General features: G+C 31.6%; 20 protein-coding genes. 4 read left to right on the plus strand and 16 right to left on the minus strand.

Features of this window, described 5'->3' with window-relative positions; all coding sequences use genetic code 11:
• Positions 1-35 precede the first annotated feature (35 nt).
• Together parC and parE are read right to left on the minus strand one after the other, a co-directional pair.
• On the minus strand, positions 36-2,435 hold the full coding sequence (gene parC / locus EQ029_RS07260; protein WP_057504806.1) for a DNA topoisomerase IV subunit A: 2,400 nt from the start codon (positions 2,433-2,435) through the stop codon (positions 36-38).
• On the minus strand, positions 2,432-4,432 hold the full coding sequence (parE, locus tag EQ029_RS07265) for a DNA topoisomerase IV subunit B (RefSeq protein WP_053021270.1): 2,001 nt from the start codon (positions 4,430-4,432) through the stop codon (positions 2,432-2,434). Before parE ends, parC begins: the two co-directional genes overlap by 4 nt.
• 202 nt (positions 4,433-4,634) lie before the next feature.
• On the opposite strand from parE, the gene plsY reads away from it, so the two are divergent.
• Together plsY and EQ029_RS07275 are read left to right on the plus strand one after the other, a co-directional pair.
• A complete protein-coding gene (plsY, locus tag EQ029_RS07270) occupies positions 4,635-5,243 on the plus strand; it encodes a glycerol-3-phosphate 1-O-acyltransferase PlsY (protein WP_011275846.1) in 609 nt (202 codons plus the stop codon).
• Positions 5,244-5,409: 166 nt separating this feature from the next.
• Positions 5,410-5,709, plus strand: a complete 300-nt coding sequence (locus tag EQ029_RS07275; RefSeq protein WP_011275847.1) for a HesB/YadR/YfhF family protein — start codon at positions 5,410-5,412, stop codon at positions 5,707-5,709.
• Positions 5,710-5,957: 248 nt separating this feature from the next.
• Here EQ029_RS07275 and menI read toward each other — a convergent pair whose 3' ends face one another.
• The 3 genes from menI to EQ029_RS07290 all read right to left on the minus strand — a co-directional run bounded on the left by menI (position 5,958) and on the right by EQ029_RS07290 (position 11,161).
• Positions 5,958-6,428, minus strand: a complete 471-nt coding sequence (gene menI / locus EQ029_RS07280) for a 1,4-dihydroxy-2-naphthoyl-CoA hydrolase MenI (protein ID WP_011275848.1) — start codon at positions 6,426-6,428, stop codon at positions 5,958-5,960.
• Between the two features lie 94 nt (positions 6,429-6,522).
• A complete protein-coding gene (acnA, locus tag EQ029_RS07285) occupies positions 6,523-9,228 on the minus strand; it encodes an aconitate hydratase AcnA (protein ID WP_011275849.1) in 2,706 nt (901 codons plus the stop codon).
• 295 nt (positions 9,229-9,523) lie between these two features.
• Complete coding sequence (locus EQ029_RS07290; protein WP_011275850.1) at positions 9,524-11,161, minus strand: BCCT family transporter; 1,638 nt, start codon at positions 11,159-11,161, stop codon at positions 9,524-9,526.
• Between the two features lie 188 nt (positions 11,162-11,349).
• Between EQ029_RS07290 and mscL the strand changes: the two genes are divergently transcribed.
• Positions 11,350-11,703, plus strand: coding sequence for a large conductance mechanosensitive channel protein MscL (mscL, locus tag EQ029_RS07295; protein ID WP_011275851.1), 354 nt, complete (start codon positions 11,350-11,352; stop codon positions 11,701-11,703).
• A 54-nt stretch (positions 11,704-11,757) separates the two neighbouring features.
• Here mscL and sbcC read toward each other — a convergent pair whose 3' ends face one another.
• The 7 genes from sbcC to sosA form a co-directional block, all read right to left on the minus strand.
• Positions 11,758-14,793: an exonuclease subunit SbcC gene (sbcC, locus tag EQ029_RS07300; RefSeq protein ID WP_057504805.1), complete on the minus strand. Its 3,036-nt coding sequence runs from the start codon at positions 14,791-14,793 to the stop codon at positions 11,758-11,760.
• Positions 14,794-14,797: 4 nt separating this feature from the next.
• A complete protein-coding gene (sbcD, locus tag EQ029_RS07305; RefSeq protein ID WP_011275853.1) occupies positions 14,798-15,922 on the minus strand; it encodes an exonuclease subunit SbcD in 1,125 nt (374 codons plus the stop codon).
• A gap of 360 nt (positions 15,923-16,282) precedes the next feature.
• Complete coding sequence (locus EQ029_RS07310) at positions 16,283-16,750, minus strand: CcdC family protein (RefSeq protein WP_011275854.1); 468 nt, start codon at positions 16,748-16,750, stop codon at positions 16,283-16,285.
• Between the two features lie 158 nt (positions 16,751-16,908).
• On the minus strand, positions 16,909-17,151 hold the full coding sequence (locus EQ029_RS07315) for a YneF family protein (protein ID WP_011275855.1): 243 nt from the start codon (positions 17,149-17,151) through the stop codon (positions 16,909-16,911).
• Between the two features lie 220 nt (positions 17,152-17,371).
• Positions 17,372-19,360: a transketolase gene (gene tkt / locus EQ029_RS07320; protein ID WP_011275856.1), complete on the minus strand. Its 1,989-nt coding sequence runs from the start codon at positions 19,358-19,360 to the stop codon at positions 17,372-17,374.
• Between the two features lie 103 nt (positions 19,361-19,463).
• The gene (locus EQ029_RS07325; RefSeq protein WP_011275857.1) at positions 19,464-19,697 is read right to left on the minus strand and encodes a DUF896 domain-containing protein; all 234 of its coding nucleotides are present in this window, start codon (positions 19,695-19,697) and stop codon (positions 19,464-19,466) included.
• 123 nt (positions 19,698-19,820) lie between these two features.
• The gene (gene sosA, locus EQ029_RS07330; RefSeq protein ID WP_057504804.1) at positions 19,821-20,054 is read right to left on the minus strand and encodes a DNA damage-induced cell division inhibitor SosA; all 234 of its coding nucleotides are present in this window, start codon (positions 20,052-20,054) and stop codon (positions 19,821-19,823) included.
• Positions 20,055-20,196: 142 nt separating this feature from the next.
• Here sosA and lexA point away from each other — a divergent pair, with 142 nt between their 5' ends.
• Complete coding sequence (gene lexA / locus EQ029_RS07335) at positions 20,197-20,820, plus strand: transcriptional repressor LexA (protein WP_011275859.1); 624 nt, start codon at positions 20,197-20,199, stop codon at positions 20,818-20,820.
• A 229-nt stretch (positions 20,821-21,049) separates the two neighbouring features.
• Here lexA and EQ029_RS07340 read toward each other — a convergent pair whose 3' ends face one another.
• The 4 genes from EQ029_RS07340 to rpmG form a co-directional block, all read right to left on the minus strand.
• On the minus strand, positions 21,050-22,075 hold the full coding sequence (locus EQ029_RS07340) for a CAP domain-containing protein (protein WP_016931076.1): 1,026 nt from the start codon (positions 22,073-22,075) through the stop codon (positions 21,050-21,052).
• 14 nt (positions 22,076-22,089) lie between these two features.
• Positions 22,090-23,067, minus strand: coding sequence for a GMP reductase (gene guaC, locus EQ029_RS07345; protein ID WP_016931075.1), 978 nt, complete (start codon positions 23,065-23,067; stop codon positions 22,090-22,092).
• A gap of 146 nt (positions 23,068-23,213) precedes the next feature.
• Positions 23,214-23,483, minus strand: coding sequence for a 30S ribosomal protein S14 (gene rpsN / locus EQ029_RS07350; protein WP_011275862.1), 270 nt, complete (start codon positions 23,481-23,483; stop codon positions 23,214-23,216).
• Positions 23,484-23,663: 180 nt separating this feature from the next.
• On the minus strand, positions 23,664-23,813 hold the full coding sequence (gene rpmG / locus EQ029_RS07355) for a 50S ribosomal protein L33 (protein ID WP_001265708.1): 150 nt from the start codon (positions 23,811-23,813) through the stop codon (positions 23,664-23,666).
• Positions 23,814-23,848: the final 35 nt, after the last annotated feature.

The raw sequence follows: 23,848 nt of genomic DNA on the forward strand, positions 1-23,848 counted from the left end.
TCCTTTAAAATTGAAAATATAATTTTTATAATCCATTAGTCGATTGTCATATCTAAGACGTCTCCAAAATCTTTAACATCAACAACAAATGACCCATTTGTGTATTGTTCAGATAAATGAATATCAGTGATTTGTCCTTCTTCAGAGTGACTTTCAGAATATAGAGTATACATACTTTCATCTTTAACAACATAACCTGCAACAACACGATGCGGATTTTTCTTCAACTCTTTAAGTAATGTAATACCTCTTTGTGCTCTTTTAGCTTGTTGTAAAATCTTATAGCTAATTCGTTTTACAGCACCTCTTTGAGTAGCCATTATAATTGAGCTATCACTATCTACAACATCCGTCATAACGACAAAATCTTCATCTTTTAAGTTGATAGATTTCACCCCAGCTGCTCGTAATCCCGTATCAGATAGTTCTTCACTTGAATACGTTAATGACATACCTTTATGTGTTAATACACTGATGAGTTGATCTTCATTTAATCGAATGACGTTTATTAATTCATCATTATCTTTAACTTTCATAGCAACTAATGGTTTATTGTAACGAGTCGTTTTAAATAAGCTAACGTTACTTTTTTTAATCATTCCATTTCGAGTCGCTAGTACATAAAATGCGTCATCTTTAAAACTTTGTTCATTGTAAACATCAACTACAGTTTCATAATCATCTAGGGGAACAATTTGAGATACATGCTGTCCAAGTTCTTTCCATCTGATATCTGCTAATTTATGAACCGGAATGAATAAATACCTTCCTTTATTTGTAAAAACAAGTACCGTATCTTGCGTGTTAACTGTTTGATATTTGAGTAAACTGTCTCCATCTTTAAGCCCTACTTCAGTGACACCACTGGCATTAAAACTACGTGTAGATGTCCGTTTAATATATCCTTGACGTGTAATACTTAAAACAACATCTTCACTTGGAACCATAACTTCTTTATCAATTTTGATTTCTGCGATTTCCGCTTCAATTGATGATAAACGCTCAGATTTAAATCGTTTTCTAATATCAGTCAATTCACTTTTAATTACTTGTAACAATGCATCATGATTATCAAGTATATGACGATATTCTTTAATCAAATTAGCTAACTCATTATGTTCATTTTCCAATGCAACGATATCTGTATTAGTTAAACGATAAAGTTGAAGCATAACAATAGCCTCTGCTTGAGCTTCCGTAAATTCAAATTCAGCAACTAAATTGTCTTTAGCATCTTTTTTATTTTTAGAGTTACGAATTAACGTGATAACCTCATCCAATATTGATAGTGCTTTCATTAAACCTTCCACAATATGCATGCGTTTTTCAGCATGATCTAAATCATATTTCGTACGATTTGCCACAACTTCAATTTGATGATTTAAGTAACTATCAATAATTTGGCGAATACCCATTAATTTTGGACGACCGTCACTAATTGCAACCATATTAAAGTTATAAGCAATTTGTAAATCAGAGTTTTTGAATAAATAGTTTTTTATAGCTTCTGCATTTACATCCTTTTTCAGTTCGATTGCTATTCGTAATCCAGTGCGATCAGTTTCATCACGGACTTCGATAATACCATCTACTTTTTTATCTGCTCTTAACTCATCGATTCTTTTGACTAGTGAACTTTTATTCACTTCGTAAGGAATCTCAGTAACGATAAGTTGTTGACGACCATTACGAAGGGTTTCTTCATCTACTTTAGAACGCACAACAATTTTACCTTTACCAGTCTCATAAGCTTTCTTAATGCCATCCACGCCTTGAATAATACCGCCAGTAGGGAAATCTGGACCTTTTATATATTTCATTAGTTGAGTGACAGTAATATCAGGATTATCGATATATTTCAATGTTGCTTGAATTACCTCTGCTAAATTATGCGGTGGGATGTCAGTCGCATAACCTGAAGAAATCCCTGTTGAACCATTAACTAATAAATTAGGAAACCTTGCTGGTAAAACCATTGGTTCTAAAGTTGTATCATCATAGTTTGGAACAAATGCAACAGTTTCCTTGTTAATATCTCTGACAAGTTCTTCCGATAATTGGCTTAACTTCGCTTCAGTATAACGCATGGCTGCAGGAGGATCATTATCGATACTACCGTTATTACCATGCATTTCAATTAAAACATGACGTAATTTCCAATCTTGACTTAAGCGCACCATTGCATCATATACTGATGAGTCGCCATGAGGATGATATTGACCAATAACGTCACCGACTGTCTTCGCACTCTTACGGAAATTCTTATCATACGTATTCCCACTACTATGCATTGCGAAAAGAATTCTTCGTTGTACTGGCTTCAAGCCATCACGAACATCCGGTAATGCACGTTCTTGAATAATATATTTACTATATCTTCCAAAACGATCGCCTATCACATCTTCAAGTGATAAATCTTGAATTATCTCACTCAATTTGTTTCCTCCTCAGTATATTCTTCAGTTTCTAGTACTTGTACTTCAGTATTATCTAATATACTCTGATCTTCTTGCATGCCAAATTCAACGTGACTTTCAATCCATTCACGACGTGGCGCAACTTTATCACCCATTAAAGTTGTAACTCGTTTAGATGAACGCATTTCATCTTCAATTTGAACACGAATTAATGTTCTAGTTTCAGGATTCATAGTTGTTTCCCATAACTGTTCAGGGTTCATTTCACCTAGACCTTTATAACGTTGCAACATAAATCCTTTTCCTAATTTCTTCTGAAGTTTTTCAAGTTCATCATCAGTCCATGCATATTCAACTTGCTTAGATTTACCTTTTCCTTTTTCCAGTTTATATAATGGCGGCAATGCGATAAATACTCTACCAGCTTGTACAAGCGGTTTCATATACTTAAAAAAGAAGGTTAATAATAATACTTGAATATGCGCACCATCTGTGTCGGCATCAGTCATGATAATAATTCTATTATAATTACTGTCTTCTATTTTAAAGTCGTTTCCAACACCAGCTCCAATTGTATGAATGATAGTATTAATTTCTTCATTTTTAAAAATATCTTCAAGTCTTGCTTTTTCAGTATTAATAACTTTACCTCTTAAAGGTAAAATCGCTTGGAATTTTCTATCTCTTCCAAGTTTAGCTGAACCGCCTGCTGAGTCACCTTCGACTAGATATAATTCATTTTTCTCAGTATTTTTACTTTGAGCAGGTGTTAACTTTCCTGATAATAAAGTGTCTTTACGTTTATTCTTCTTACCTGAACGTGCATCTTCACGTGCTTTACGCGCAGCTTCCCTAGCTTGTTGTGCTTTAATTGCTTTCTTCACTAGAGATTTAGAAAGTTGACCTTTTTCTTCTAAATAAAATGGCAATTTATCAGAAACTACTGAATCAACAGCACTACGAGCTTCTGAAGTACCCAATTTAGATTTAGTTTGCCCTTCAAATTGTAACAATTCTTCAGGTATGCGAACTGATATAACTGCAGTTAAACCTTCACGGATATCATTACCGTCTAAATTTTTGTCTTTTTCTTTCAATTCATTGATTCTTCTTGCGTAATCGTTGAACACACGTGTCATTGCAGTTTTAAATCCTACTTCATGTGTTCCGCCGTCTTTGGTACGTACGTTATTTACGAAGCTTAATATACTCTCTGAATATTGATCATTATATTGAAAAGCGACATCTACTTCTATACCATTTGAAGCACCTGTAAACATAGTTACGTCGTGAAGAACCTCTTTGCCTTCATTTACATAACTAACAAACTCTTTAATCCCCTCTTCGTAATGATAAACATCTTCACGTTCTTTGCCATTACGTAAATCTTTCAATGTTATTTTAAGATTCTTTAATAGGAAGGCAGATTCTTGTAACCTCTCACTTAAGGTTTCAAAATTAAATGTAGTTGTAGCTTTAAATATTTCGGGATCTGGTTTAAATGTAACTTTAGTTCCTGTTTTTTTTGTTTTACCTGATTTAACTAATCCAGATGCTGGCACTCCACCATTTTTAAAGCTTTGCTTGTAAATATTCCCGTCTCTATGTATTTCTACTTCTAACCATTCGCTTAATGCGTTAACTACAGATGCACCAACCCCATGCAATCCACCTGATGTTTTATATCCGCCTTGGCCGAATTTACCACCGGCGTGCAATACTGTGAAAATAACTTCTACAGTAGGTTTACCTGATGCATGCATTCCTGAAGGCATACCACGACCATTATCTTCAATAGAAATACTATTATCTTGATTTATTGTTACATTTATTTCATTACCATATCCGTTTAAAACTTCATCTACGGAGTTATCTACTACTTCATACACTAAATGATGTAGTCCTCGTTTATCAGTAGATCCTATATACATACCTGGACGCTTTCTTACAGCTTCCAATCCCTCTAATACTTGAATAGAATCATCTGAGTAATGATTTGAATTTTTTGTTGCCAATGCGTTCGCCTCCTACAAACGTACGTTCGTTTTAAAAACTATACAATAGTTATTCTTATATAAATTGGTCTAAATTGCAAGCGTGAGTTAAAAACTAATCTATTTAAAGTTCCTGTTAAGAACAAATTTTTAAAATTGGTCGTTGTTATCTATTAGATTATGGTAAAATATAGCTACGTTATTAAAGGATGTGTAAAGTTATATGATGATAGTAGTCATGCTCATATTAAGCTATCTCATTGGTGCTATTCCTAATGGATATGTTATAGGAAAGCTTTTTTTCAAAAAAGATATTAGACAATATGGCAGTGGTAATACTGGCGCAACTAATAGTTTCCGAGTTCTAGGTAAACCAGCAGGATTTATTGTAACCTTTTTAGATATATTTAAAGGATTTATTACTGTGTTCTTTCCTATTTGGTTTCCAGTGCATGCAGATGGACCGCTTAGCACGTTCTTCACACATGGGTTAATTGTAGGTTTATTCGCAATACTTGGCCATGTATATCCAATATATCTTAGATTTAAGGGTGGAAAAGCTGTAGCTACAAGTGCTGGTGTTGTCTTAGGCGTAAATCCTATCTTGCTACTTATATTGGCAATTATATTCTTTGGAGTATTATATATATTTAAATATGTTTCACTCTCAAGTATTATTGCAGCAATTTGTTGCGTTATTGGCTCTCTCATCATACAAGATTACATATTATTTGGGATGAGCTTACTCGTTTCAATAATTTTAATAGTAAGACATCGCACCAATATTGTAAGAATTTTTAAAGGCGAAGAGCCAAAAATAAAATGGATGTAAATCCAATACCGATAATAATGCATTAAGCGTATCAATTCGCTTAGTGCTTTTTTATATCTTCATTGAAATTTTATGGATTATCTCAAAATATGAATATGTTATAATTCTAAGAGTTCCATTTTAAAAAAATCCAAGTAATAGATAAATAAGGTAGGAGGATAATGTAATGAAAATTAAACTAACAGATCAAGCTGTAGAATGGTTTAAAGATGAACTAGACTTACCTGAAAATAACAAAGTTTTACAGTTTTACGTTCGCTATGGTGGTGAATTTCAACTTAAACAAGGTTTCAGTCCTGCCTTTCGCGTTGAACCAAGAGAAGATGTAGAAATTGGTTACGAAGAAAATTATAATGATTTGATATTAGTCGTTTCAGAAGAAGATCTATGGTATTTTGAGGATAATGAAGTCCTCGTTGAAAAAGTAGATCATGATGATGAAATTGCCTATTCTAAATTGAAGTAAGTCATAAAAACCGTTGAATTTAACTAAGCATATATAAAAGAACTGAGAAGACGCTCCCATGTAGCATTTCTCAGTTTTTTTAATACATATTAGTGATAAATCTAAACGCTTGAAATCACAATAAAAATTTTAAAGGTAAGGTAAATGATAGTCGGCCCCCACATAGAGAATTTCGCCCTGAAATTCTTCAAGCAAAGCAAGCTGGGTTAAAATGAATACATTCCTCTCACATAAGTCTTGTATATCATCTATATTTCAAGGTCGCTTGATTGAGTCACTTCAAAATCTTTTCCATCTTGATTTAATTTATCTACATGACTATAAACCTTATGCCATTCTGGGAAGTAACGGTCTAATCTAATTGGTCGAAAATTACTTGATTTCATACAAATTAATTGAGTTGAACCAGTTGTAGCAAGTTCTCCATTCTCATTATATACTTCATAACAATAAACTGATTTAAGTCTCGAATATTGCTCAACCCATGTTTTAATTGTCACTTTTTCAGGATAAAAAATTGATTTTCTATATTTTATTTGAAGGTCTACAACTGGAGAAATGATGCCCTCTTTTTCCATATCTGCATAACTAAAACCCAACTTTCGGATGTAATCTGTTCGTGCAACCTCAAACCATGTAGCATAATTACCATGATAAATCACACCCATTTTATCTGTTTCTTGATATCTAGCTTCAATTTCAGTCATACTGTATATCATTCTTAAGTACCTCTTTTCCAAAATCATTCATATTTCATATTAACATAAAAAAGCCATGCCAACATAAAGTCAGCATGGCTTCAAAGTTCATATATTATTGCGCTAATTTATTTCTTAGAACCATTTGTAAAATACCACCATGACGATAGTAATCTAATTCTACTAGTGAATCAAATCGTACAATTGCTTCAAAATCAACGACTTCACCATTTTCTTTTTTAGCATGTACTTTCACAGTATCACGTGGACTTACTGTTTCGTCAATATCAACAGAAATAGCTTCTTTTCCATCTAATCCTAATGATTCAGCTGATTCACCATCTTTAAATTGTAATGGTAAAACACCCATCATAACTAAGTTAGAACGGTGAATACGTTCATAGCTTTGAGCGATAACAGTTTTCACACCTAATAAGTTTGTACCTTTTGCAGCCCAGTCACGAGAAGAACCCATACCGTAGTCGTTTCCTGCTAAAACAGCTAAACCAGTACCGTCTTCTTTATATTTCATAGCTGCATCATATATAGGCATTACTTCATCTGTAGGCCAGTAAGTAGTGAATCCACCTTCAGTACCTGGGGCTAATTGGTTTTTAATACGAATATTAGCAAATGTACCTCTTACCATTACTTCATGGTTACCACGTCGAGAACCGTAAGAGTTAAAGTTTCTAATAGGTACATCATGATCTAATAAATATTTACCAGCTGGTGTGTCTTTACCGATTGCACCGGCAGGAGAAATATGGTCAGTCGTAACAGAATCGCCAAATTTACCCATAACTCTTAAATCTTTAAGTGGTTCAATTGTACCAGGCTCTTTTGATAAACCTTGGAAGAATGATGGATTTTGGATATATGTTGAATTAGGATCAAAGTCATATAATGGTGCATCTGTTACATCAATTTCATTCCACATTTCATTGTTATTATACACGTTTTTATATTCTTCTAAGAATAGTTCAGGTGTTACAACACTATCTACAGTATCTGCAACTTCTTGAATAGTTGGCCAGATATCGTTTAAGTAAACATCTTGACCATCTTTACCTTTACCAATTGGCTCATTTTGTAAATCAATATCAACTGTACCAGCTAATGCATAAGCTACTACTAATTGAGGAGAAGCTAAATAGTTTGCTTTAACTAATGGATGGATACGACCTTCAAAGTTACGGTTACCAGATAATACTGATGTAACTAGTAAATCTTCTTCAGCCACTGCTTTTTCGATTTCAGGTAATAATGGACCAGAGTTACCAATACATGTAGTACAGCCGTAACCAACTAAGTTAAACCCTAAGTCATCTAAATATTCTTGAAGACCTGAATCTCTTAAGTATCCAGTTACAACTTTTGAACCTGGCGCTAATGAAGTTTTAACAAATTCAGGAACTTTAAGACCTTTTTCAACAGCTTTTTTAGCAACTAAGCCTGCCCCTAACATTACATAAGGGTTAGATGTATTTGTACATGATGTGATTGCTGCAATAGCAATATCACCTGTTTTCATTGTTGCAGTTGAACCGTCAGCAAAATTGATATTTGCTTTTTTATCAAATTCACTTTTATCTAGTCCATGTCCTTGGTTACCAGCAGGTGCTGTAACAGATTTTTCAAATTCTTTCTTCATATCACTTAAGAAAATTAAATCTTGTGGACGTTTTGGACCTGATAATGAAGCTTCAACAGTAGATAAATCTAAGTCGATGACATCTGTATATTCAGGGTCTTCTTTATCTACAGTGAAGAACATATTATTTTGTTCTAAATAAGCTTTAACTAATTCAACATGCTCTTCTTTACGTCCAGTTAATCTCATATATTTAAGAGATTCTTCATCAACTGGGAAGAAACCACAAGTTGCACCATATTCAGGCGCCATGTTAGCGATTGTTGCACGATCTGCTAATGGTAAGTCAGTTACACCAGGACCGAAGAATTCAACAAATTTGCCAACTACACCTTTTTTACGTAGTTCTTGAGTCACACGTAATGCTAAATCAGTAGCTGTTGAACCTTGTGGTAATGAATTAGTTAATCGAACACCAATTACTTCAGGGATTGGGAAGTAAGAAGGTTGTCCTAGCATACCCGCTTCGGCTTCAATACCACCAACACCCCAACCTAATACACCAATACCATTGATCATTGTTGTATGAGAGTCAGTTCCTACAAGTGTGTCAGGAAATGCCGTCTGTTCTCCATCAACATCGCGAACGTGTACAACATTTGCAAGATATTCTAAGTTTACTTGGTGAACAATACCAGTTGCAGGGGGAACAGCATTATAGTTATCAAATGCTTTAGTCGCCCAATTTAAAAATTGATAACGCTCATAGTTACGTTCGAATTCTAATTTCATATTTCTTTCTAATGCATCTGGATTAGCATAGCTATCAACTTGAACAGAGTGGTCAATGACTAAGTCAACTGGCACTTCTGGGTTGATTTTATTAATATCCCCACCAACATCGTTCATTGCTTTACGTAATGATGCTAAATCAACAACCGCAGGAACACCTGTGAAGTCTTGCAGAATAACACGAGATGGTTTGAAAGGTACTTCACCTTCATTTCCTTCATTGCCAAAGTTACCCAACGCTTTAATATGTTCATCAGTAATGACAAATTCATCTTCTTGTCTTAATACTGATTCTAATAAAACACGAATTGAGTAAGGTAATTTACTTATTTTTGTTAAACCTTGTTCTTCTAAACTTTTTAAATCATAGTACGTATATGACTGGCCATTTGCTTCAAATGTCTTTTTAGCTTGTTGCTTAATGTTAGAAGTCATTTATATATCCCCCTTGAATATTAAAATTCATATTTATATGCCTTTAAATAAATTGTATAATTATATGTTTTTCAAAACAACTGTATATACCTACATTTCACGTGATTTAGCTTTCGCATTTATAATCAGTGTATATAAGTTATTCTTATCATATGAGCTTACCACTATAAGTAAATATTATTAATTGAGAATGATTTTCATTAATATATAACATGATTTCTTTTAAATTCATAAAAAACCCTCAAGTACTTTTAAAAGCACTTAAGGGTAATAATGTTATTATGATGCCTTCATATTATTTTTCAGCGTTTCTTCTTGATTCACGCTTTTCTAAAATATCAGATTCATAATCTTGTTGTTGATATTTAACATAATCTTGAAGTCTATGTTTGTTTGGTTGAAGTGTTAATCCTAAGAATTTACGTTCTTGGTTTGCATCTTTATAGAAACTAATCATCATCATTATAACTACAAAGGAGAATGGGAACGCACTTATAATTGCCGCACTTTGAATAGCGTTTAATGCGTCAGCACCGTTTCCCCCACCTGCTAGTAATAAGATGAATGCGATTAATGATTGAGAAACACCCCATGTTACTTTCACAGCACTAGAAGGTTCAAGAGAACCAAATGTTGTTTGCATACCCAACACAAATGTAGCTGAATCGGCAGATGTGATAAAGAATGAAGCAATTAGTACTAATGCTATAAGTGATAATGCCATTCCTAATGGAACGTGGTGGAATACACCGAACAACTGAGTTTCAGGTGTCATTTTAAATAATTCTGGGTGTTTTTTACCTGTTTCAATACCTAACACACCAAATACACTGAACCATAAGAAACTTACGATTGCTGGTACTAGTAAAACACCTGAGATAAATTCACGAATTGAACGTCCTTTAGACACACGTGCAATAAATACACCTACGAATGGACTCCAACTTAACCACCAACCCCAATAATAAAGGGTCCATGAAGACATCCATTCACGTTTTTGACCATTTAATGCTGCAGTGTCAAAACTGTTGAATAAGAATGAATTTAATAAGCTACCAGTTGAACTAGTAAACATATTTAAAATAAGTACAGTAGGTCCAATAATTAAAGCAATAATCATTAAAACAGTACCTAAACCAATATTTAGGTTACTTAAATATTGAATACCTTTACTTAAACCAGACCATGCACTAGCAAGAAATAATATTGTAACTACGACAATTATAATAGATTGAACCCATACATTATTTGGAACACCAAATAAATAATGAAGTCCACCATTAATTTGTAACGCACCCATACCAAGTGAAACGGCTACACCTACAACAGTCGCAAATACTGAAAGAACGTCAATAATTGTTCCTATAGGTCCTTCCACTTTGTCACCTAAAATAGGGCGTAGTGTACGTGAAATTAAACCTGGTTCATTTTTTCTAAATTGTGCGTAAGCTAAAGCTAATGCAACTACACCATATACAGCCCAAGCATGGAATCCCCAGTGGAAAAATGTAGAACGTAATGCTTCTGTATATGCTTCAGTAGTTTTAGGATCAGCATTAGGAGGTGAAGCAAAATCTGCCATAGGTTCAGCTGCACCGTAGAACACTAAACCTATTCCCATACCAGCACTAAATAACATCGCAAACCATGAAACAGTATTAAATTCAGGTTTATCATTAGGTTTACCTAGTTTAAGTTTACCGATTGGACTAAAAATTAAAAAGATACAAAAGAACACTATTACAGTAGTCAAAATCATGTAATACCAGCCAAGCTTTTCAGTAATCCAACTACTGATGTCGCCTGTAATTTTACCGAATTGCTCAGGTAAAAATGCACCGATTGATACAACAATGGCTACTACGATAGCACTGTAAATAAAAACCGATGAAAACTTCTTGTTTTGTTTTGTTTCTTCAGAAGAAGAATTCATAATTTACTTACTCCTTTCCTATAATAAATTTAAAAATTAGTTTGAAATAACTATGAAGTAATTTAAGACGCTATATTAAAGGATAACAAAGCCTTTATACAATATCAAATTTCTTTTAAATTAAACATTTACTAAAATATTTATATGTTGTATAATATATTTTATTCTTATGTGAGGGGTATTGAATTATGTTAAAAGAATTTAAAGAGTTTGCTCTTAAAGGTAATGTGCTAGATTTAGCAATCGCTGTAGTTATGGGTGCAGCATTCAATAAAATTGTTACATCATTAGTTACATACATTATCATGCCATTAATTGGTAAAATTTTCGGTTCTGTTGATTTTGCTAAAGATTGGGAATTCTGGGGAATTAAATATGGCCTATTTATCCAATCAATTATTGATTTTATAATTGTAGCAATCGCATTATTTATATTTGTTAAAATCGCAAATACTTTAGTGAAGAAAGAAGAGCCTGAAGAAGAAATCGAAGAAAATACTGTTTTATTAACAGAAATCCGCGATTTGTTAAGAGCTAAATAATCATATTTTAAGACCGTATGACAATATTGAATTAATTTTGCCATACGGTCTTTTTTAATTCCACTTAAATCGAGTATGACTTTGATATTGATTCGATGTTACCTCAAGTATTAATGGAATGCGTTGTTTAAGTTCACTAACGTGAGATATGATACCAACCATCCTGCCTGAAGTTTTTAATTTCACCAAAGTATCTAAAGCAGTTTCTAATGTTTCTTGATCTAACGTACCAAAGCCTTCATCTATAAACATTGACTCAAGGGTAATACCTCCAGATTCTTGTTGAACTACTTCACTCAATCCTAGCGCTAAAGCTAGAGATGCTTGGAACGTTTCACCACCTGATAATGAACTAATATGTCTAGATTTATTTGAATGAAAATCAAACACTTCAATTTCTAAACCACTATAACCATGAGATATAGATTCTCTTCTTTTTAGCTGATATCTTTCCCCACTCATGCGTTCCAAACGAATATTTGCTTGATGGATGATTCGTTCTAAGTAATAAATAAGCACATAGTTTTCAAGCGTCAATTTTTTACTATTTTTTCCTGATAGTACCTCTGATAATTCAAAGATTTCTTGTTGTTCTTTTAATTCTTTCTCTAAATAATTTATATGATCCATTATACTATTAAATTTGTCTTTATTATTCTGTACTTGATATTGAATTGTAGCACTCGCTTCAACGTACTTATTATAGTTGGATTCAATTTCAGTTTTTGTAGCTTCCAATTTTTCAACTGATTCAGACTTATTATCTTTTGTAAGTTTAGATAGTCGTTCAATCTCTAAAGTAAGTTTTTGATGATCATGCTCATATTGCTGAATTTTCATTTCAATTTGCTCTTTGTTTTCTAATTTAGATAATAAAATTTCAACATCCTTGTATGAATTTAGTCCAATTCGCTTCATTTCTTGATTAATTTCATCGCTATGACCACTAATTTCTTGTTCAAGTTCTTTAATAGCTAATTTATTATTGTTTAAATTATTTGTTTCGATTTCAATTTGTTGTTTTGTTTGATTTATTTCTTTCTCTAATACTTCGCTCTTAGATACATAATCAGTTACTATTTGTTCATATTGCTTAAAGCACTGTTCAAATTTATTAGTTTCATCATAATTAGTGTAGCTTTTAAATTCATTTATTAGTGTTTCAAATTGATGCTTCAATGATAAAAGTTTTTCATGCTTAATTTGTAAGCTATGTTTAATATCTTTATGCTTATCTAGTGCACTTTTTAACTTTTCACGTTGCTTAATTTGAATTTGTAGTTTTTCTTTTTCCTTATTTTTAGTTCTTAATTGTTGTTCTATTTCGTTGATATCACTAATTTCATCATCATTTATTTCTAACTCACTCATTTGATTACTAATATAATCAGAAGTGGTTTCAAGTTTAGTTAACTCATTTATTTTTTTATTTAACTGATTATTGACCTCTTTTATTAAATTTTGATTCTTAGCAATTTCATCAAACTTAATATGTTCATTGAGAGACTCAATTTCATTACCACATATAGGACATGTATCTCCAACATGAAGTGCATTTTGAATTTCTTGAATAAATGTTTGTTTATCATTTAAATCTATATTTGACTTGTCTATATTTTCTAATTGAAGTTTTAAATCTGAAATTTGTTCTTTAGTCTTTTTAATACTATTCTCTGTTTCGTTGTATTTTTGACTTAAAGATTGGTATTTTTTCTTGTTTTCTCTCAAAGTCACTTTTTTATCAAAAGTGTTTGTTAATTGGAATATCTCCTGTGTTATTTCGTCAATATTCTCGTTATTAACATCTATTTTAGCTATATCATTATTTAATTTATCAATTAAATTCTTATTTTCTTCTTGCTTTTGATTATTCTCTTTTAAGTATGTTTCATTTTGTTTAATTTCGTTAAAAGCTTCACGATACTTATTTATGTTTGAATAAAACTGTTTAGTTTTATCAATATATTCAGACTTAATGTTAATATCTTCTAATTGTTCATTTAAAATTTCTTTTTCTTTCTTAAATTTCTCTAATTTAACATTAAGTTCATTTAACTCTTCAAGAATAGAATTTAGCTTAACCTTAGTATTTTCATATTTTTGTTCTTTTGTGTTTCTTTGATTATACAATTGACTCAAGGGTTTAATTTCAATAATTTTACGTAATTCAGCTTTTAATTTTTCAATACTATCTTTGTTTTTTTCTAGTTGCACTTTCTTATCTTTATTTCGATCGAGTTCTTTAAGTGATTCTATTAATTTATTGTTTTCTTCAATTTTTCTTTTTATAGCTTCAAGCGCATCATTGTGTTCAGATTTTAATTGTTCATATTCTTCATTTAAGTGTTGACCTACTAGTTCAAACTGAGGTATTGCTTTAATAATGTCTTTGGTTTGCATACTATTCAAAGATTTAAATTGAATTAATTCATCATTCTCAAATGTTTCAATATCTTCCCAAAGTATTTGAATCCGACTATAACGTGATTCTATTTGTTTCTTCTCGTCTTTAACTTGATTTAACAATAAATTTTGCATCTCTTCAAAACGGATACTATTGAATAATGTTCTTAAAATACTTTGTTTATCGGAACTATTAGATACTAAAAATTTCTTAAATTCTCCTTGAGGTAATATGAATAATTGTCTAAATTGTTCAGCGTTGATACCTAACAAATCTTTGATAAAACCATTACCAGAGCTGATTTTACTCTCTCGTAGTTCGTAAAGCTGACTTTCTTCATCAAATTCAAAAACATCAAGTTTACCAGGTGTTAAGGAAGTATTCCCCTCTTTAATAAATCCAGCCTGTCTAGATATTTTAAATTTTTTATCGTTAATTTTAAATTCATATTCTACACTCATTGGGGATTTACCATCTGCAAAATGACTTCGTAATTCCCCCTCATTTCTACCTTCTGTAGAAGCCTTACCAAATAGCGCATAAACAATGCCATCAAATAACATAGTTTTTCCCGAACCAGTTTTTCCACTTATTAAAAATAACTGTTCTTTATTTATTTGTTCAAAATCAATAACTTCATGTATGAAAGGTCCAAAATTATTAAGTATTAATTTAGTTGGTCTCAATTATTTAGTCCTCCCTATTGATAACTTGATTTAATAATTGATGTATTTTCTTCTCTTGATAGTTTGTTAAATCTTCATCCGTAATTGTTTTGTAGAAATTTTTAATTATTGTAGGGTCATCTGTAGTTTTAAAATCTGCGTACGTTGATTTATTATGATTTTCAAAAGTGATATTACTAAGCGAAAGTGTATTTGGGTATATCTGTTTAAGGTGGATGATAGGGTCGGTAACATGAGACATATTTTTAAGTTTGAAGTGAAAATAATTATCTTTATTTTTCACAGGAACGTCGCCTTGTATAACAGCCGAGTAGTCACCTTCAATTTCCTCTAACTCTCTTAAAGGTTTTAATTGTACAAACTTAGTATTTATGTCACCTTTTGAATTAATCATTAATTTTTTGTATCCTTTGGCCTGGTTCACTTCAGAAAATGAGTATTGTAATAACGAACCACTATAATCAACAATATTATCTGTAATACTAAATGGATGATGAAGATGTCCTAATAGTACTTTGTCAAAAATATTGAAGTTAGCGCTTTCTACACTTTCAACTGTTCCAATTGTAAGTGGCCTTTCAGATTCTGATGTTTTACCACCTTTTATAGTTAAATGGCCAATTAAAATATTAATTTGATTCGGGTCTATAATCTTCGAAATGTGGTTAATACACTTTTGAGTTGCTTGCTCATATGTCTTGATATCATCATCATCGAAGTAAGCCTTAATTTCACTAATAGTGGCAAAAGGAAGTGTGTAAAAGTTAATATTATTAATAGTTATAGGTGTAGACATTAATTCTAGTTGCGTTCTAATATATAATTGTGAAAACTCAAACCATGTTGACCCATAATTTAATCTTTCTCTACCATCATGATTCCCATTGGTTATAATTGTAGGAATTTTCATATTTACATTTATAATTTTAATCGTTTCTTCAAAAAGTCTAATGGTCTCCTTACTAGGATAAGACGTATCATATATATCACCCGAAATAACCAGAACATCTGGTTTCTCTTCCTTCAAATTATCAATAAGTTTGTTCAATATATAATGTTGATCTTCTAAAAATTGCTTACCATTTAAAATCTTACCTAAATGCCAATCAGCAGTGTGAATAACCTTCATAATGGCCTCCCTTTAGAACATTTGTTCGTGTATATTATATCTTGAATCACACTATTGTTCAAACTAAAAAAGATGGAACAATGATTAATTTAAATTCATTGTCCCACCTATGTTATTAAGCAGCTATTAATAACCCCAACTTGCATCACTTGTAGAATTTCTAATTTGAAATTCTCTTTGTTGGGCCCCGCTCAACCCCGCAAGGTTGACTAGAATTAAAAAAGTTAGTTACAGGTGTATTTTTAATTCAGTCAACTACTTCCAATATGTAATTATAGCCTGAGATATTGATTTATGTCCCAGGCTATACTAAAATTTTCAAAGTAATTTAAAATACATCATTTTTTAATCATTATTCAATTATTTGACAGTTGCTCTTTTCAACTTTTTATATTTATATAACATAGCTAATCTCCAAGGAACAATCATGCTAAACGCAAGTAAGAAGAACATGCCGCCAATTTCACCTGGATCAATTTTACTACTGATAAATATTTTAATTACAGTACGTATAATTAATAAAGAAATTAAAATGATTGGAAATGCTTTTGAGCGCTTCATATAAATTTCAGTACCGTGTACCTCAAAGTGACTTGTCCATATAAGAACAGATGAGAATAAGACACCTAGAATAATTGACTCTAAAATTTCAGTACCAGTCAATCTAAAGTACGGAATCACATACATCAATGCGCCTGTAGCCATGAAAAATGGAGGTAATATAATTTTCTTTTCATTAACAGGAAAGTTTTGAGCTTTCATTCGAATAAAAATTACTACTATACCCATAAATAAAGCAAATACAACAGAAAAAATTAAATACGCCAACGTTACACCTTCTTATATATTCATAAACCCTTACTCTTTATTACTCATTGTAATTTATTTAGATTTTTAAATATTTTTCTTTTTAAATAACACTAAAGTTGTTTTACTACAAAAATAAAGGATTGTAAACCTTAAAGGTACTACAATCCATTTAAAAATTATTTTTTTGAACTTTTCATGTTTTGATCCATGTTTTTATTCATCATTGTCATCATTTGATTGATTTTCTTTTGCGATGGTTTTTGACCCATTTGCATCATCATCATACGTAACATTTCTTCATTAATAGGTGGGTTTTTTTTCAAATAATCCATCATATATTTACGTGCTAAAAAGAAACCACCAACTAGTCCACCGATAAGCGCTACAATGATTAATAAAATTGCTAACCATGTTGCCATTGTTTCACCCACTTTCTATATCCTACTGAATTTTACTAAATTACTATTCTATTTTCAAGAGCTAGTTAGTAATTCTGCATCCATTTGTTATCATAACAAATACTTAAACAAATGTAATACTTATTTTTAGTTAACTTAAAAATTATTTTGTATTGCTCATTCAAATTAAAGAAGACTTTCCAATGAAAGCCTTCTCAGTTCTCTAATTTCTTATCTAATATTAAAATGTGCGAATTTGATTTAATACATTTTCTTTAGTGAAACCATATTTTTCTACGACTAAGTCGCCAGGGGCACTTGCACCAAATTGGTCAATACCTATCACTTTACCTTCAGTGCCTACATATTTGTGCCAACCTAATGGTGATGCCATTTCAATTGCAACACGTTTAGTAATTTCTTTAGGAATTACAGACTCTTTATATTCTTCTGGTTGTTGTTCAAAAGCAAACCAGTTAGGCATTGATACTACACGTACACCTTTACCTTGTTTATCTAAATCTTTAGCTGCTTCAATTGCTAAGCTAACTTCTGAACCAGTAGCAAGTAATAGATACTCAGGTTTAGTTTCAGTTTCGAAAACAACATAAGCACCTTTACGAACACCTTGTTCAACTGTCTCTTCATCTACATCTAAATATGGTAGATTTTGACGAGTTAATACTAAAGAAGTTGGTGTTTGTTCTGATTCAAGAGCTACTTCCCATGCTACTCTTGTTTCATTTCCATCAGCTGGACGAATGACATTCATATTTGGTATTGATCTTAAGCCCGCTAATTGTTCAATAGGCTCATGAGTAGGTCCATCTTCACCTACAGCGATTGAATCATGTGTGAAGATGAATGTTGAATTTAATCCCATGATAGCTGATAAACGCAACGCTGGTTTTAAGTAGTCACTAAATACAAAGAATGTTGCACCATAAGGGTGTAATCCACCATGTGCTGCCATACCATTTACAGCTGCACCCATTGCGAACTCACGTACACCAAACCATATATTTTTACCTTCAGGTGTATTTCTATCATAATCAGTCGCTTCTTTAACGTTAGATTTGTTAGAACCAGCTAAGTCAGCAGAACCACCAAAGAATGACGGAACTGATTTACTTAATGCTTGAATTACTTCACCTGAATCAGCACGTGTTGCTGCATTATGATCGCTATCAAAGCGTGGTAATTCATCTCTATAGTTTTTAGGTAGTTTACCACTAATAGCTAATTTAAATTCATCTGCTAATTCTGGATATTGTTTAGAATAATTTTCTAGTAATGCTTTCCATGCATCTTCATGCTCATTTGCACGTTTTAACATAGTTGTTTGGAAAATTTCATATACTTCTTCTGGCACATTGAAACGTTTCTCAGGATCTAAACCATATGCTTCAAAAGTTAATTTTCTCTCATCTGAACCTAGTGGTGCACCATGAACACCATTAGTACCACTCACGTTTGGAGCACCATAACCGATAATTGTTTTAACTTCAATCATAGTTGGACCATTTTGAGATTTAGCTTTAGTTATTGCTTTATCGATAGCGTCTAAATCATTACCATCTTTTACTAATATGTGATTCCAACCGTAACTTTCAAATCGTTTCTTAACATCTTCAGAGAAGGCTTTATTTAATTCGCCATCTAATGAAATATCGTTTGAATCATATAAAACAATTAGTTTATCTAATTGGTTATGGCCAGCAAATGAAGCAGCTTCATGAGAAATACCTTCCATTAAATCACCATCAGAAGCTAGCACATAAGTATAGTGGTCAACTATATTGAAATCATCTTTATTAAATTTACCAGCTAAATGGTCTTCAGCTAAAGCCATACCTACAGACATAGCAAAGCCTTGTCCAAGTGGGCCAGTAGTAACTTCAACACCATCAGTATGTCTAAATTCTGGGTGTCCAGGTGTTTTAGAACCCCATTGTCTAAATTGCTTTAATTCTTCTAATTCAAGACTGCCTGAAACATGTAACAAGCTGTATAATAGCGCAGAGCCATGTCCAGCCGACAATACGAAGCGGTCTCTATTAAAATAGTCTTTAGATTGAGGATTAAAATTTAAGTGGCGTGTCCATAAAGTATAAGCCATTGGTGCTGCTCCCATAGGTAATCCAGGGTGACCTGAATTAGCTTCTTCGATTGCATCAATACTTAAAGCTCTAATCGTATCAATCGCTAGTTGATCTTTCTCGTTAAACATCTCTAATACTTCCCTTCTACTTTAATCATCTTTCGTATATTATAACTTAAAAATATTGAAATTGATAATCGTTTAAACTGAACGAACTATAATCTAATATTTACTAATCTTTATTTTGTTCTTGTATCTTTTTTAATTTTTCAGGTGTTACATCATTACCTTCAGGATCTATCACCTTTGTACTCTCAATTTGTTGTTTAAACCCTTTTCTAAATGCTTCGAGGTATTTCTTACGTAATTTCGATTGCTCTTTAGCTTCAGCTTCAGTTAAACCTTGTTCCTTTTTCTTTTTAGCAAGCTCATTAATTCTATCTATATTTAAATTATCATTAGACATAACTATCACTCTTTCTATATTCCCATTAATATTTTCTCTTTTACTTCATAAAATATAACAAAAAAGAGGTCTGGACAAAAGCTATTGACATTTAAATAGCTTTGACAGACCTCAAATTTATAATCATCTTACAAATGCGAACACTTTGTAGTTATTTTGTTCCCCATTTGTAGTATTTACGTTCTTATTATCATCTTTAATAATTGCCTTTTTAGAAATAGTATGGTCAGTTATTTCGTACGTTCGTTCCATTTGAGCGTTATGATATAAATTCATGAAAAATACTATAAAAACAACACAAGATATTGATACAACAGCTATATTAGTTAATAATTTATTTTTATATTTATTAAACATTACTTTCACCTCTAGAACATTTGTTTGTATAAATACTTTAACAGAACATCTGTTCTTAGTCAACATAAAAACGAACAAATGTTTGTTCAATATTAAAATCAGTGCTATAATATAGTTAAATAAAATTAGGGAGTGCCTATATATGAGAGAATTAACTAAACGTCAAAGTGAAATATACGATTATATTAAACATGTAGTACAAACTAAAGGATATCCACCAAGCGTACGAGAAATTGGTGAAGCAGTAGGGTTAGCGTCGAGTTCAACTGTTCATGGTCATTTATCTAGACTGGAAGAAAAAGGATATATTAAACGAGACCCTACGAAACCGAGAGCCATTGAAATTGTTAGCGAACAAACTAACGATGCAGTTAATATGGAGGAAACAATTTATGTTCCTGTAATTGGTAAAGTTACTGCCGGAATTCCGATTACTGCAGTTGAAAATATTGAGGAATATTTCCCTTTACCAGAACATTTAACATCAACTCACAATAGTGATATTTTTATTTTAAATGTTGTGGGTGAAAGTATGATTGAGGCAGGTATTTTAGATGGAGATAAAGTTATAGTTAGAAGCCAAACCATTGCTGAAAATGGAGACATCATTGTTGCGATGACTGAAGATGATGAAGCAACAGTTAAACGCTTCTATAAAGAAAAAACACGTTATAGATTACAACCTGAAAATAGTACAATGAGTCCTATTTATCTTGATAACGTTACTGTTATCGGTAAAGTTATTGGTTTATACAGAGAACTGTAGTTTTAATTTCTAAAATTTACGTTAACCTCTCTCTTATATATTTCTATATAAAAAGAACTAGCAAAGTCTACAATGTAAACTTCGCTAGTTCTTTTGCTTTTCATTTTCTTTTTTATTCAAAATTTCTTTAACCTTATCTAGAATATCTAGTTTATTAACATCTTTAGTTGTCATAATATCAACTTCCTTATCAACAAAAAGATACCCTTAATAAGTCTCGTTAAAACACTTAGCCCGTATAATTTTCTGTCCAATATGGTTGTCGTTTTTCATTAAAATCAACGCCTACGCCTAGAGTACTGAAATTTGTATTCAATATATTCTTTCTATGACCAAGTGAATTCATTAACCCCTCATGAGCAAATATACTATTTTGTTGCCCATACGCTAAATTTTCACCTGCCACATTGAAATCAATGTCATCATCTTTTAATCGATCAAAAGGAGATTCACCATCTAAATTGTTATGATCAAAGTAATTTTGTTTTACCATGTCTTCACTATGATTTCTTGCTGTATTGGAGACATCTTTTGAGTAACTAAGTGTATTCAACCCATGCTGTTTACGCTCAGAATTAACTAAATCATAATTTTGATATTCAAAGCTTTGTTCTAATGTTGAAGATGGCGCACCGTAATGTTGAGTCAACCTTTTTTCCATGGCATCACTAACTTGAAGTAATGCAGTAACACCATTGTCATTATGTTTATCATAAAAAACAGTTGTATAAATATTATCTTCATGGAAAACATCATACTCATCGCTACTTATATCAACACGGTATCTACCTTTAACAATTTCCTTTAAAGGTTTACCAAGTCTATCCTCAACAACATTTTTAGGGGTGTTATATTTTACCTTAGATTTAGATGTAATGACATTTTGATTACTATATAAAGCATTGACTTTATTTCCTAAATAGCTAACCATTATGAAATTATCGTAATCATTATTGTAATAGGTATACCATTTAGCGCCATATTCATTAGATGTTACTCTTTTAGGTTTCCCCAATTGATTTTCAACTTTGTCTTTAGACATATTCATCTGAATATTATTAATAGCAAAGTCCTGTTCTGTAGGTGTTTTGAGCGTATTGTTTTTTAAACTCGAATCTTGATTCATAACTTGCTGAACTTTACTTCTTACGTCATTCTGTAATTTTACTAGTGTTTGATTTTCCTTTAATGGTATGAATAAAGCTACAACTAATAACACCAAAGAAAACAAAAGAAATTTTTTAATAACATACACCTACCACTCAAGTTTTAATCCTTGTCCCCATTAAAAATTGAATTTCGCACTATAACATAATCGACAGTTGTTAATGATTTTAAATCTTTTCCACCTGCATATGAAATCGAGCTTTGTAAGTCTTGTTGCATTTCAACTAAAGTATCTTTTAATGATCCTTTATGTTCAACAAACATTTTTTTACCTTCAACATTCTTGTGTTCACCTTTTTGGAATTCAGATGCACTACCAAAATACTCTTTATAACGTTTGCCGTCTAATTCAACTGTTTCACCTGGCGATTCTTCGTGAGCCGCAAATAGAGATCCTATCATTACCATGCTTGCACCAAATCGAATTGATTTAGCAATATCGCCATGTGTTCTTAAGCCACCATCAGCGATTATAGGTTTACGCGCTGCTTTACTACAAATATTTAATGCTGCTAATTGCCAACCACCAGTGCCAAAACCAGTTTTTATTTTTGTGATACAAACTCTACCTGGTCCGATACCAACTTTAGTTGCATCTGCACCTGCATTTTCAAGTTCTCTAACACCTTCTGGCGTACCAACATTTCCAGCAATTACAAATGTTTTTGGAATATATTTTTTTATGTGTTTAATCATTTTAATAACTGAATCTGAATGACCATGAGCTATATCAATCGTAATATATTCAGGAACTAATTGTTTGTCAGCTAATTCTTCTATAAACTTAAATTCATTTGCTTTAACACCTACAGAAATAGAAGCAAACAATCCGTCTTTTTGCATTTTTTGAATAAATGGAATACGAGCTGCTTCGTCAAATCGATGCATAATATAAAAATAATCATTTTTTGCGAACCAATGAGCTAATTCTTCACTCATAACAGTTTGCATATTCGCTGGAACAACAGGTAATTTAAATGTTTTCGGTCCAAATTGGACAGTTGTATCACATTCTGAACGACTTTCAACTATACATTTATTTGGAATTAATTGAATATCTTCATAATCAAAAATTTTCATACTTTTTAGCCCCTATACAATCTTATTTATTAAGTAAAAACGAACGTTTAGTATATTAAATATAAAAATCATTCATTTTCTCACCCTTATATACTTTACAATTTTTTAATTGTCTTGTAAATGGACTAAAGTACTAGATTTGCATTTTACCAACTTGATTTTTTGACACCAGGTATTTGTCCTTTGTGTGCATGTTCTCTAAAAGCAATTCTAGACATTTCAAATTTTCTTAATACACCTCTTGGACGTCCTGTTACTTTACATCTTCGAGTTAAACGCGTTGGTGAAGAATCACGTGGCAACTTACGTAATGCTTCATAATCTCCTTTAGCTTTTAATTCTTTACGTAATTCATAATATTGATTAACTAATTTTTCTCTTTTCATTTCTTTAGCAATTTTAGATTTTTTTGCCATATATTTCACTCCTGTTTTTTAAATCGTAATTATTACGTTTTATATAATAACACATGATTTTAAATTTACAAGACTGATGACTTAATTTCATTTAAATAATTAAAAAAACCGAAGTATAAGATTATTATACTTCGGCAAGCTCTAAGTTTATCTTTAATGTCGTATTTAAAAGATAAGAGATTATTTAGTTTCACGGTGTAGCGTGTATTTATTTAATCTTGGGCAATATTTTTTCATTTCAATACGCTCAGGATTATTACGTTTATTTTTAGTAGTAATATAATTACGATCGCCACATTCTGTGCAAGCTAATGTTACATTAACGCGCATAATTAACATCCTTTCTCATTTAACTAGGAATACTT

The sequence above is a fragment of the Staphylococcus haemolyticus genome, assembly GCF_006094395.1.
In the GTDB taxonomy this organism is placed as follows: Bacteria; Bacillota; Bacilli; order Staphylococcales; family Staphylococcaceae; genus Staphylococcus; species Staphylococcus haemolyticus.